Annotated in this window: 13 protein-coding genes and 1 riboswitch; of the genes, 6 read left to right on the top strand and 7 right to left on the bottom strand. The window is 61.0% G+C overall.

All coding sequences use genetic code 11. The annotated features are described in order from the left end of the window. Positions 1-2: 2 nt before the first annotated feature. Positions 3-629: a cob(I)yrinic acid a,c-diamide adenosyltransferase gene (gene cobO / locus AB4O09_RS08710; protein WP_003204642.1), complete on the bottom strand. Its 627-nt coding sequence runs from the start codon at positions 627-629 to the stop codon at positions 3-5. Between the two features lie 80 nt (positions 630-709). Beyond that, positions 710-918: riboswitch (cobalamin riboswitch) on the bottom strand. Between the two features lie 154 nt (positions 919-1,072). On the opposite strand from cobO, the gene AB4O09_RS08705 reads away from it, so the two are divergent. After that, positions 1,073-1,657 carry a hypothetical protein gene (locus AB4O09_RS08705; RefSeq protein WP_013694065.1) on the top strand — a complete coding sequence of 195 codons (585 nt, stop codon included), beginning with the start codon at positions 1,073-1,075 and terminating at the stop codon, positions 1,655-1,657. Positions 1,658-1,794: 137 nt separating this feature from the next. Further along, complete coding sequence (locus AB4O09_RS08700) at positions 1,795-3,105, top strand: PQQ-dependent sugar dehydrogenase (protein ID WP_003204646.1); 1,311 nt, start codon at positions 1,795-1,797, stop codon at positions 3,103-3,105. Between the two features lie 146 nt (positions 3,106-3,251). Here AB4O09_RS08700 and AB4O09_RS08695 read toward each other — a convergent pair whose 3' ends face one another. The 5 genes from AB4O09_RS08695 to AB4O09_RS08675 form a co-directional block, all read right to left on the bottom strand. Beyond that, positions 3,252-3,788, bottom strand: a complete 537-nt coding sequence (locus AB4O09_RS08695) for a C40 family peptidase (RefSeq protein ID WP_003204647.1) — start codon at positions 3,786-3,788, stop codon at positions 3,252-3,254. Between the two features lie 165 nt (positions 3,789-3,953). After that, positions 3,954-4,580 (bottom strand): C40 family peptidase, encoded by a 627-nt coding sequence (locus AB4O09_RS08690; protein ID WP_003204649.1) that lies wholly within the window; start codon positions 4,578-4,580, stop codon positions 3,954-3,956. 212 nt (positions 4,581-4,792) lie between these two features. Next, positions 4,793-5,497 (bottom strand): DnaA regulatory inactivator Hda, encoded by a 705-nt coding sequence (gene hda, locus AB4O09_RS08685; RefSeq protein ID WP_003178999.1) that lies wholly within the window; start codon positions 5,495-5,497, stop codon positions 4,793-4,795. Positions 5,498-5,666: 169 nt separating this feature from the next. After that, complete coding sequence (locus AB4O09_RS08680; protein ID WP_003204655.1) at positions 5,667-6,740, bottom strand: AI-2E family transporter; 1,074 nt, start codon at positions 6,738-6,740, stop codon at positions 5,667-5,669. Positions 6,741-6,772: 32 nt separating this feature from the next. Beyond that, complete coding sequence (locus AB4O09_RS08675; protein WP_003204656.1) at positions 6,773-7,831, bottom strand: DUF2066 domain-containing protein; 1,059 nt, start codon at positions 7,829-7,831, stop codon at positions 6,773-6,775. A 364-nt stretch (positions 7,832-8,195) separates the two neighbouring features. Between AB4O09_RS08675 and purM the strand changes: the two genes are divergently transcribed. The 4 genes from purM to AB4O09_RS08655 all read left to right on the top strand — a co-directional run bounded on the left by purM (position 8,196) and on the right by AB4O09_RS08655 (position 11,109). Further along, positions 8,196-9,254, top strand: a complete 1,059-nt coding sequence (gene purM / locus AB4O09_RS08670; RefSeq protein ID WP_003204658.1) for a phosphoribosylformylglycinamidine cyclo-ligase — start codon at positions 8,196-8,198, stop codon at positions 9,252-9,254. Next, entirely contained in the window at positions 9,254-9,904 is a 651-nt protein-coding gene (gene purN, locus AB4O09_RS08665; RefSeq protein ID WP_003204660.1) for a phosphoribosylglycinamide formyltransferase, read from the top strand. The genes purM and purN overlap by 1 nt, the downstream gene beginning before the upstream one ends. Positions 9,905-9,912: 8 nt before the next feature. Then, entirely contained in the window at positions 9,913-10,626 is a 714-nt protein-coding gene (locus tag AB4O09_RS08660) for a DUF3108 domain-containing protein (RefSeq protein ID WP_003204662.1), read from the top strand. 288 nt (positions 10,627-10,914) lie between these two features. Next, entirely contained in the window at positions 10,915-11,109 is a 195-nt protein-coding gene (locus tag AB4O09_RS08655) for a hypothetical protein (protein WP_003204666.1), read from the top strand. Between the two features lie 190 nt (positions 11,110-11,299). On the opposite strand, the gene AB4O09_RS08650 is transcribed toward AB4O09_RS08655, so the two are convergent. Continuing rightward, positions 11,300-11,839, bottom strand: coding sequence for a DUF2058 domain-containing protein (locus AB4O09_RS08650; protein ID WP_003204668.1), 540 nt, complete (start codon positions 11,837-11,839; stop codon positions 11,300-11,302). Positions 11,840-11,864: the final 25 nt, after the last annotated feature.

The raw sequence follows: 11,864 nt of genomic DNA, 5'->3' as shown, positions 1-11,864 counted from the left end.
GCTCACAGTTCGACGCCTTTCTGCGCCTTGATACCCGCCTGGAACGCGTGCTTGATCATGCCCATTTCAGTCACGGTGTCGGCCAACTCGATCATCTCGGGCTTGGCGCCGCGACCGGTCACCACCACGTGCTGCATCGGTGGGCGGGCCTGCAGATCGCTCAGCACCTGATCGAGGTCGAGGTAACCGTGCTTGAGGGCAATGTTCAACTCGTCGAGCACCACCAGGCCGATGGACGGATCGCTGAGCAACTGGCGCGATACGGCCCAGGCGGCTTCGGCGGCGGCGATGTCGCGCTGGCGATCCTGGGTTTCCCAGGTAAACCCCTCGCCCATGACATGAAAGCGCACCTGCTCCGGGAAGCGGCGGAAGAACAGTTCTTCACCAGTGCTGTTGCGCCCCTTGATGAACTGCACCACGCCGCATTGCATGCCGTGGCCCATGGACCGCGCAAGCATGCCGAACGCCGAGCTGCTCTTGCCCTTGCCGTTGCCCGTCAGCACCAGCAACAGGCCGCATTCATTCGGCGAGTTGGCGATGCGCTCGTCGATCACGGCTTTCTTGCGCAGCATGCGCGCCAGGTGGCGTTCGTTGCGATCAGACGTGTCGGTGAAGAGGGAGTCGGTCATGGGAAGCCTCCGTTTGGGATTGGATAACGGCGGGCGGGCACAAAAAAAGACGGCAACAAGCCTGGCATCGCCCACCGTGATGCCGTTGGATGAATCAGGCCGGTCTCCGGGCTCATGAGCGGCGTGGTGCCGGTCTGTGCGCCTTCCCATGTCTGCGACACAGTGGCTTGAGCACAGCGTTGACTCATTTACCGTTGCGGGGGCAGCGCCGGGTTCGTATGCACTCACCGGCTTCCCTGTTTCACTCTGTCGACCGCAGCCACAGAGCACCTGAAACAAGCGGCGAAGGTTAGAGGGTTGGGGGTGGAGCGTCAATTAAAGCCGCCTGTCGGGACGATCATTGGCGCCGATCAATAAAATGACGCCAATCTTGTGGGATTCTGCGGCAAGTGATATCAAAGCGACATTACGACCCGATATCACAAGAACAAGAGGGCAAAAGCATGCAAGGGATGATCATCAGCAATCCAAAACTGGAGTTTCTGCGTCCAGTGCTGGAACGTTGGTTTGACTGTATCGACCGCTATAACGCGGTGCGTGGCGATAACGACACGCCCTACTGGTTCGATGAAAAAGCCAACCTCGGCTTGCTGTCGGCCGCAGCCTGGATGGCTGAGATGGTCACACTGCAGAACGCCCCGACCCGCAAGCAGAATGAAGAAGGCGAACGCAACGTCAGCGCCGACCTGTTCATCGCCAGCACCGAGGAGCGCGCCTTCATCCAGGCCACCCAGCGCTGGCCCAAGGTCAACAACCTGAACCTGACCCAGCCGCTACTGGAAGCCACCAGCGATGCCAAGCGCATCAGCTATGCCAGCGACCTGAAGCTGGGCTGCCTGTTCGTCTCGCCGCAAAAAGCCCAGCAAAGCGCCACGCCCGAAGAATTGCAGGACATGATCGATGACCTGCAGAAGGAAAACACCTGCGCCGCGGCCTGGTACTTCCCTTACGCCTACCGCAAGTTGCGCAATGAAGCCGGTCATTACCATCCTGGCATTGCGGTGCTATTCAAACAGGCCCATGGTTGATTCATTCAACAAGGAACTGTGCAAGCAAGCTCCCAAAGGGAGCTTGCTTGCCTGGCTGACGGGGCCCACCCGCCGTTGAACCATCACGCGTCTACGCTCCTCTATGAATAACTACATGCATTCATAGGGAAGCCAGCATGCTCAAGCCACCCCACCTCCTGATCGTCGTCCTTGCCGCCGGACTTGTCGCTTGCGGCGAGTCGTCCACCTTGCAAGTGTCCGACGGCACCGGCCCAGCGCCGAAACTGCCCGAACCGAACAAGACCCTGATGCCCACCGTCAACATCGCCGAAGCCGTCGGCTGGCCGCAAGGCGCCAAGCCGACCCCGGCCCAGGGCCTGCAAGTGGGTGCATTCGCTGAAGGACTGGACCATCCGCGCTGGCTCTATGTGCTGCCCAATGGTGATGTGCTGGTGGCCGAAACCAACGCCCCACCCAAGCCGGACGACGCCAAAGGCATCCGGGGCTGGGTGATGAAAAAAGTCATGGGCCGCGCCGGCGCCGGCGTGCCCAGCCCCAATCGCATCACCCTGTTGCGCGACGCCAATCACGACGGCATCGCCGAAACCCGCACGGTGTTCCTGGAAAACCTCAACTCACCGTTCGGCATGACCCTGGTCGGCAATGACCTCTACGTGGCCGATACCGACCGATTGATCCGTTTCCCCTACAAGGACGGTGACACGCAAATCAAGGCGCAGCCGACCAAGGTCGTCGATCTGCCCGGGGGCACACTCAACCATCACTGGACCAAGAACGTGATTGCCAGCCGTGACGGCAGCAAGTTGTATGTCACCACCGGCTCGAACAGTAACGTCGCGGAAAACGGCATGGAGGCCGAAGAAGGTCGCGCCGCCATCTGGGAAGTGGACCGTGCCAGCGGAAATCACCGTATCTTCGCCTCGGGCTTGCGCAACCCTAACGGCCTGGCCTGGGAACCCCGCAGCGGCGCGCTCTGGACAGCGGTGAACGAGCGGGATGAGATCGGCAGCGACCTGGTGCCGGACTACATCACGTCGGTCAAGGACGGGGCCTTCTATGGCTGGCCCTACAGCTACTATGGGCAGAATGTCGATGTCCGGGTCGAACCACAGAACCCGGCCCTGGTGGCCAAGGCCATCGCCCCGGACTACGCCGTCGGCCCTCACACCGCCTCATTGGGGCTGACCTTCGCCGAGGGCAGCACCTTGCCTGCACCGTTTACCGAAGGGGCTTTCGTTGGCCAGCACGGCTCCTGGAACCGCAAGCCCCACAGTGGTTATAAAGTGATTTTCGTACCGTTCAACGGCGGCAAGCCGATGGGACAACCGGTGGATGTGCTGACCGGTTTCCTGAACGCCGACGAAAAAGCCCAGGGCCGACCAGTGGGCGTGGTGATCGACAAGCAGGGTGGCTTGTTGGTGGCCGATGATGTGGGGAACAAGATCTGGCGCGTGTCAGGTAAATAAGGCCGACACACCCCTTGTGACGAGGGGATTTACTCCTGACCTGTGGGAGCAAGACTTGCCCGCGATGAAGGCGATGCGGTCTTTCAGAGATCGAGGTGCCTGTTTCGCGAGCAAGCTTTGCTCCCACAGATCAGGGCAACAACAACTCAGGGGTTACGCGCCAGATGCTCCGGCTGCAGCACACGCTTGGCGCCCAGGTAAGCCCTCTGCCAATAGGCCTTGGACAGGCTATCGAGCTTGACCGTGCCTCCCGTGGCCGGCGCATGGACGAAACGGCCCTCACCGACATAGATCCCGGCATGGCTGACCTGGGAGCCACCATTGGTGGCGAAGAAGATCAAATCGCCGCTCTGCAAGGCTTCCTTGCCGACATCCGGGGCACGCATGCCAATCATCTCGCGGGTGGAACGTGGCAGGGAAATGCCGGCGGCATCGCGGTAGACATAGCCAATCAGGCCACTGCAATCGAAACCCGAATCCGGTGTGTTACCGCCCCAGCGATAAGGTGTGCCCACCAGGCCAAGCGCCCGGAAGAGCACATCTTCGGCGGCCGGGGAAAAGGGTTGCGCGGGAGCAAAGACCACCGGAGCTCGCACTGGAGCAGGCGGCGGCGGAGTGCGGCTGGCGCACGCGCTGAGCAGCGCGGCAAAAAACATGAGGGCGAGGCGGGCCGACGTCGACATATGCAGAACAATCCTGATCTGGATGCGGCTTTTCTGCCGTGGGCATGAAAACAAATCCGCCTGCGGAGTACGCAGGCGGATTGCCATCAATCAATGATCTAGGATTCTAGCGGCTATACGGCAAACTTCAAGTAAGACTTTAAGTTTGCCTTACAAACTGTGTGCTTACTTGCGAGCAGTGACCACCGTCGGTGCCATGGCGAGGGCGCGCTTGGCTTCGATGAAGGTCTTGCTCCAGTAGCTGTCGCCCAGGCTGTCGATCCGCACACCACCGCTGCGGCGGCTGCTGGAATGGATGAACTGGTTGTCGCCCAGGTAGATACCGGCGTGGCTGACACGACCGCGACGACCGTTGGTGCTGAAGAACAGCAGGTCACCGGGTTCCAGTTGGTTGCGAGCCACCAGAGGGGCATTCACGTTGATCATTTCGCGAGTGGAACGCGGCAGGTTCATGCCGGCCTCTTCGCGGAACAGATAACCGATGAAACCGCTGCAATCGAAGCCGGCTTCAGAGGTACCGCCAAAACGGTAGCGGGTACCGATCAACGACATACCGCGTTCCAGGATGCTGTCGGCCAGTACTGGAAGCTGGTAGGGCTTGCTGCCGGCGAAGGCTGCGAGCTCTTTGTCGGAGGCCATTTCTTCCTGGAACGCAACGGAGGAAGACTGGGCGGTAACGGAGTTCTTGACCTGTGGTTGTTGCTCTTGCTGGGACACTGGGGAGTGGGCAGCGCAACCAAACAACAGGGTAACGAGTGCGAGAGGCACGAGGGGTGCGAAGCGATTTAGCATGGGCACGACCGTGGCTGAAGTAGTAAAGATGGCGAGACTATGCCTTCTATCAACCTCATTTGCAAATTCAATCGATGCAAATGTGACTTCTCGGTTTTACGTTTACATCTAAGCGCTTAAGCCCATTTTGAACGTCACGTGGCCTGCAGCCCAGCAGGACCGCGGGTTTCGCCGTGTCCAGAGCAGGCCAAGAGCCACTACCTGCAACGGTTCTACCAGCCCAGGGTTTCTTTCAAAAAAGGAATAGTCAGCTTGCGCTGGGCCTGGAGTGAGGCCTGATCGAGGCGTTCGAGCAGCTCGAACAACGCGCTCATGCTGCGGGTACCGCGGGTGAGGATGAAATGCCCGACTTCGTCGGTCAGGTGCAGGCCACGCCGGGACGCGCGCAGCTGCAAGGCACGAAGTTTGTCTTCGTCGGAAAGCGGGCGCATCTGGAAAATCAGCGCCAGGGTGAGACGGGACTTGAGGTCCGCCAGCTTCACCGGCAGCTCCCGTGGCGACGTCGAGGCGGCGATCAGCAAGCGCCGACCGCTGTCACGCAACCGATTGAACAGGTGAAACAGCGCTTCTTCCCAGTCAGCCTTGCCGGCCACGGCCTGGAGATCGTCCAGGCAGACCAGTTCGTACTGCTCGAGGTTGTCGAGGATCTCAACGCCGCGATCGAGCAACTCGGCCAACGGCAGATACACCGCAGGTTCGCCCAATTGCTCGAACCGCAGGCACGCGGCCTGCAACAGATGCGTGCGCCCTACCCCGTCCTTGCCCCACAGATAGATCAGGCTTTCGGTCCAGCCGGCGTCGGCTTCGCAAAGCCGCTCGACATAGCCGAGTGCAGCGGCATTGGCGCCTGGGTAGTAATTGATAAAGGTGGCGTCATCACGCAGACGCACACCTAGGGGCAGCTGAATCGGTTTCATGCTGACTGAACAGTTCCCAAGGAACCGTTAGTGGCCTCTGTGTAAAGTGCGCAAAGTTTATACCCGTGGCGCGGACCGCACAATGCGCCGGACCACGAGCAAAATCAAAGGTTTGCAGCGGCAAGACAGCGGAGCGACGGTTTCCCTGACGCTCCGCCCGACATTCGCCCTAAAGATCAGGGTCTTCGGCGCCGCTATAGATGTCCGAATCCTTGTACAAATCGTGCATATGACGCACCAGCACCATGATCACCGCCGCCACCGGCAGCGCCAGCAGGATCCCGGTGAAGCCGAACAACTCGCCCCCCGCCAAGATCGCGAAGATCACCGCCACCGGATGCAGGCCAATACGATCGCCCACCAGCAGCGGCGTCAGCACCATGCCCTCCAGGGCCTGACCGACCATGAACACCGCAACGATTCCCACCATCGGGTACAGGTCGCCGCCGAACTGGAACAATCCGGCGATCAATGCCGCGCCAATACCAATCACAAAGCCCATGTACGGCACGATGGCGGCCAGGCCGGCGATCAGGCCGATCAACAGCCCCAGCTCCAGCCCCACCAGCATCAGCCCTGCAGCATAGATGAAGCCCAGGGCCACCATCACCAGCAGTTGCCCGCGCACGAACGCTCCCAGCACTTCGTGGCATTCGCCGGTCAGGGTCATGATGCGTTCTTCACGGTGACGCGGCAGCAGGCTGCGAATCTTCGCCATCATCAGGTCCCAGTCCCGCAGCAGATAGAAGGCTACGACTGGAATCAGCACCAGGTTCGCCAGCCAGCCGATCAACGCCAGGCCCGAGGCCGTGGCCTGGCTCAACACCACGCCAACGATGTCGGTGGTCTGCCCCATATGCTCGCTGATGGCCGCCTTGACCTTGTCGAACTTCCAGAAACCGTCCGCCAACCCCAGCTTCGACTGCACCCACGGCACCGCGCTGTGCTGCAACCAATCGAGCATCTGCGGCGCCAATTCGTACAGGCGCAGCAATTGCTTGGCGAGCATCGGGATCAGCACCAGCAACAGTGCGCCCACAATCAAGGTGAACAGCGCAAATACCGCCACCACGCCCCAGGTCCGCGACAGGCCGAGTTTTTCCAGGCGATCCACCACCGGGTCGAACAGATAGGCCAACAGCAGCGCAACCAGGAACGGCGTCAGGATCGGATGCAGCAAATAGATAAGCGCAATCAGCAGGGCAACCCCGCCCAACCAGAACCAACGCCGCGTATCGCCCATGAACCACTCCTAGCTATATAAAGAAAGAGAACCTACCAGCGGAACCGCAGATTGGCTGCCGGCGCCGGCACAGGTGCCGCAACCGGGGCCGAGCCATCGGCGGCGGGCGGTGCCACAGGCACTGGCGCGACGGCCTCGCCGGGCGGGATTTCCTGCAGTTTCGCCAGGGCCAGTTGCGCCTTCAACTGCTCGGCGCTGCCGTTGACCCGATAGACGATCCGATCACCCTCAACCTGCTGCAACTGCCCACCAAATGGCTCGAGCAAACGCCCAAGCGCCGCGTACCGCTCAAGGTTCATGCCCTGCACTTCCAGCAACTGTTCAGTGGCCACGCCCGGCTTGGCGACGAAGCGCGGCGCCAGGCGCTGGTTCACCGCCAACATCACCGCGTCAGCCAGTGCGGCCGGATCGGCACCCTGGGCTGTGCCCTGCTCACGCTGATCGCCCAGCCACAGGCGCCAGGCCCCATGCCACTGCCCGCCCTCTTCCTTGGCGTGGACCGCCAGCAAGGCGTCTGTCGCGTAGCGCTCAGAGGCAGCGCGCAGAGGCGCCGGGTCGCTGCCTTCCAGGTTCGGTGCGGTGGCAACGATCTGCTCGCTCAAATCCGCCAGCGGCAAGTGCAATGCCAGCCCCCGATGCTGGGCGGCACGCCGCAATGGCGTGGCGCTGGCCTGGCCATCGCCCACCAGGCTGGAGCCCTCGACCGAGTCGTTCAGCCACCAGCCCAGGATCGATGGCCGGTTCGCGCTCCACAGCGACAAGCCTGCCGAACGCAATGCCCGGTCGGTGCTCGCCGGGTCGAAGTCCACCTTGAGGCTTTCCGGCGGGCCGGCGTCGTAGCCATATTGAAGAATGATCTGTTGCGGGTCCTTGCGCAGCGCCGCCAACCCGGGATTCTGGGCAGCCTTGGCGTCGCCGGTCAGGCGCAGGACCAGCGTATCCAGGGCGCGCAGCGTCGCCTGATTGCGCTCCTCCGGTGTCTGGCTGACGACCGGTTCGAGCACCTGATAGAGGCCATTGACGGTTTCGGCATGGCTCGCCAGGCTGATCAGCGACAAGCAGCCCACGGACAAGAATTTGAACAAACGCATGGAAGATTCCCGGACATAACGGCTGGAACAGGCCGTGTGAAGAAGATTGAGCATGGCTGTGACCACAGCACCCGGCAAAACATTCACACACCCGATGGAAGTTTCGCACGGTCATCACCATAACCGGTTACCGCTACACCTTATACAGACGCGCTACGCAGTACCAATATAAGAAATATCGGTTTTTTTCCGTGGATATGTCCCTGCCCGTCGGCGCGAGGATGGCCGCTGCCCCTCAAGCCTGATAAAATCGCGCGCCTTCGCAGACCGGCAATGGCTGGGCTCCCGGAATAATTCGTACAACGGTTATTCAATGGCCCCGGCGTCGGTCGTTACCCAGAAATCCCCCCTAAAGGCCTGGATCATGAGCAAGCAACCCTCCCTGAGCTACAAGGACGCCGGTGTAGACATCGACGCCGGTGAAGCATTGGTCGAACGCATCAAGAGCGTCGCCAAGCGCACTGCGCGTCCGGAGGTCATGGGCGGCCTGGGCGGTTTCGGCGCCCTCTGCGAGATCCCGGCCGGCTACAAGCAACCGGTCCTGGTCTCGGGCACCGACGGCGTCGGCACCAAGCTGCGCCTGGCCCTGAACCTGAACAAGCACGACAGCATCGGCATCGACCTGGTGGCCATGTGCGTGAACGACCTGGTGGTCTGCGGCGCCGAGCCGCTGTTCTTCCTCGACTACTACGCCACCGGCAAGCTCAACGTCGATACCGCCGCCCAGGTCGTGACCGGCATCGGCGCCGGCTGTGAGCTGTCCGGCTGCTCCCTGGTCGGCGGCGAAACCGCGGAAATGCCTGGCATGTACGAAGGCGAAGACTACGACCTCGCCGGCTTCTGCGTCGGTGTCGTGGAAAAGGCCGAGATCATCGACGGCTCGAAAGTCGCCGCTGGCGATGCCCTGCTCGCCCTGCCGTCCTCCGGCCCGCACTCCAATGGCTACTCGCTGATCCGCAAGATCATCGAAGTCTCGGGTGCCGACATCGAAAACACCCAGCTCGACGGCAAGCCACTGGCCGACCTGCTGATGGCCCCGACCCGCATCTACGTCAAGCCGCTGCTCAAGCTGATCAAGGACACCGGCGCCGTCAAGGCCATGGCCCACATCACCGGTGGTGGCCTGCTGGACAACATCCCGCGCGTGCTGCCAAAAGGTGCCCAGGCCGTGGTCGACGTGGCGAGCTGGACCCGCCCGGCGGTGTTCGACTGGCTGCAAGAGAAAGGCAATGTCGATGAAACCGAAATGCATCGCGTGCTGAACTGCGGCGTGGGCATGGTCATCTGCGTAGCCCAGGAACACGTCGAGACCGCCCTGAACGTATTGCGTGAAGCCGGCGAGCAGCCTTGGGTCATCGGCCAGATCGCTACCGCGGCCGAAGGCGCTGCACAGGTCGAGCTGAAAAACCTTAAGGCGCACTGATGTCCGCAACCTGTGACGTGGTGGTGCTGCTGTCCGGCACCGGCAGTAACTTGCAGGCCTTGATCGACAGCACGCGGACCGGCGACAGCCCGGTCCGTATCCGCGCGGTGATTTCCAACCGCGCCGATGCCTACGGCCTGCAACGCGCCAAGGACGCGGGTATCGACACCCGCGTCCTGGATCACAAGGCGTTCGAGGGCCGTGAAGCCTTCGACGCCGCGCTGATCGAACAGATCGACACCTTCAATCCGCAACTGGTGGTCCTCGCTGGCTTCATGCGCATCCTCAGCGCCGGCTTCGTGCGTCACTACCAGGGCCGCCTGTTCAATATCCACCCCTCGCTACTGCCCAAATACAAAGGGTTACACACTCACCAGCGCGCGCTGGAGGCCGGAGACACGGAGCACGGCTGCTCTGTGCACTTTGTCACCGAGGAACTCGATGGCGGACCACTGGTCGTACAGGCAGTAATACCGGTAGAGTTGCACGACACGCCGCAAAGCCTGGCGCAACGGGTTCACGCCCGCGAGCACCAGATCTACCCGATGGCCGTGCGTTGGTTTGCCGAAGGAAGGCTGACCCTCGACGATCGCGGAGCCTCACTGGACGGCCAGTTGCTCGCCGCCAGCGGCCATTTGATTCGATACTAGGAGATTTTATGCGTCGCGCCCTGCTCTTCGCTTGCGCTCTGCTTGCCCTGCCCCTGGCACAGGCTTCGGAACTACAACCGTTCTCCGCCAGCTACACCGCCGACTGGAAACAGTTGCCCATGAGCGGCACCGCCGAGCGCAGCCTGACCAAGGAAGCCAACGGCACCTGGAAGCTGAGCTTCAAGGCTTCGATGATGATCGCCAGCCTGACCGAAGAAAGCACCCTGACCCTGGACAAGGACACGCTGCTGCCACAGTCCTACCACTTCGAACGTGGTGGCCTGGGCAAGGCCAAGAAGGCCGACCTGGACTTCGACTGGAACACCAAGATGGTCACCGGCACCGATCGCGGCGACGCGGTCAAGCTGCCGCTCAACCGTGGCATGGTCGATAAATCCACCTATCAACTGGCCCTGCAGCACGACGTGGCGGCCGGCAAGAAAAGCATGAGCTATCAGGTCGTCGATGATGGCGAGGTCGATACCTATGACTTCCGCGTGCTGGGTTCGGAAAAAGTCGACACCAAGGCCGGCCAGATCGACGCCATCAAGGTCGAGCGCGTGCGCGACCCGACGCAAAGCAAGCGCATCACCGTGCTCTGGTTCGCCAAGGACTGGGATTACCTGCTTGTACGCCTGCAACAGGTCGAGACCGACGGCAAGGAGTACAACATCATGCTCCTGGACGGCACGGTCAACGGCAAGGCTGTGAAAGGCAGCTGATCGACGACGACAACAAGAAGCCCCGCCGATGCGGGGCTTTTTATTGCCCGGATTTCATGACCACCCACAGGGGTTGCGCTTTCACTCAGGTTTGCCGCTGCAACATGAAAATTTCTTCATGAAAAACCACCTGCGACCGAATGCCGCGCACTGCCTGGCCTGCAGGACTGATGCGCTTTCCATGAAAACTTCTTAACGCGCCGAAGCATTTACTTAGCACGCTACCAAAATCTATAACAAAGTCCTGCACACGCCTTGCTGCAGATAACAGAGATTGGAGCTTGCAAGATGACTGTGAAAGTAACTGAACGCGACGACGCCCACATGTCCCACGAAGGGATTGCCGCCGGTATCCGGATCTGGGATGTGCATCAACAGGATCTGCTGGTGGGAATGTTCCACTCCGAAACGGACGCTCACAGCTACAAGGCCGAACTGGAGCGTGAGGAATGGCAGCGCTCGCGTGAGACCGCAGAATCCTGAACGACACAAACCCCTATGGGACTTGTGCCTGTGGGAGCAAAGCTTGCTCACCATAGCAGAGTATCAGGCAACATTTTTACCGGCTGACACTCCGCTATCGCGAGCAAGCTTTGCTCCCACAGATCTCATAGATCCCTACAGATATTCCCTCAGGCCTTCCACAGGCTTTGTGTTTAGCTTGCTGTCCGGCTTACCACATCAAATCATCAGGAATCTGATACGCCGCGTACGGATCATCGGCATCCACTTCTTCGGTCTGGGTGTTGAGCTGGACGATGCGCTGGGGGTCGCGCTCCTGGATCTTCAGGGCCGCCTCGCGCGGGATCACTTCGTAACCGCCGGCATGGTGGACAATCGCCAGCGAGCCACTGCTCAGCTTGTTGCGCATCAGAGTGTTGACCGAGATGCGCTTGACCTTCTTGTCGTCGACGAAGTTGTAATAGTCCTCAGTAGTCAGCTTCGGCAGGCGCGAGACTTCGATCAATTGCTTGATCTGCGCGGCCCGAGCCTTCTGCTCGACCTTTTCCTGCTGCTGACGGTTGAGTTCCTGGTCGCGCTTGACCTTCTCGGCCATGGCCTCCTGGGCGGCGCGCTGCTGGGAGTCATCCAGTTCGATCTGGCCTTTATGGGCCAGGCGTTGCTGCTTCTGTTTCTCTTTGCCGACCTGCTTGGCCTGCTTTTGGTTGACCAGCCCTGCTTTGAGCAACTGGTCGCGAAGGGAAAGGCTCATGGTGCTTACTCACTTAGGCAACGGC

Source organism: Pseudomonas sp. H1_F01 (genome assembly GCF_054681425.1).
This window is presented reverse-complemented; position numbering and strand designations above follow the sequence as displayed.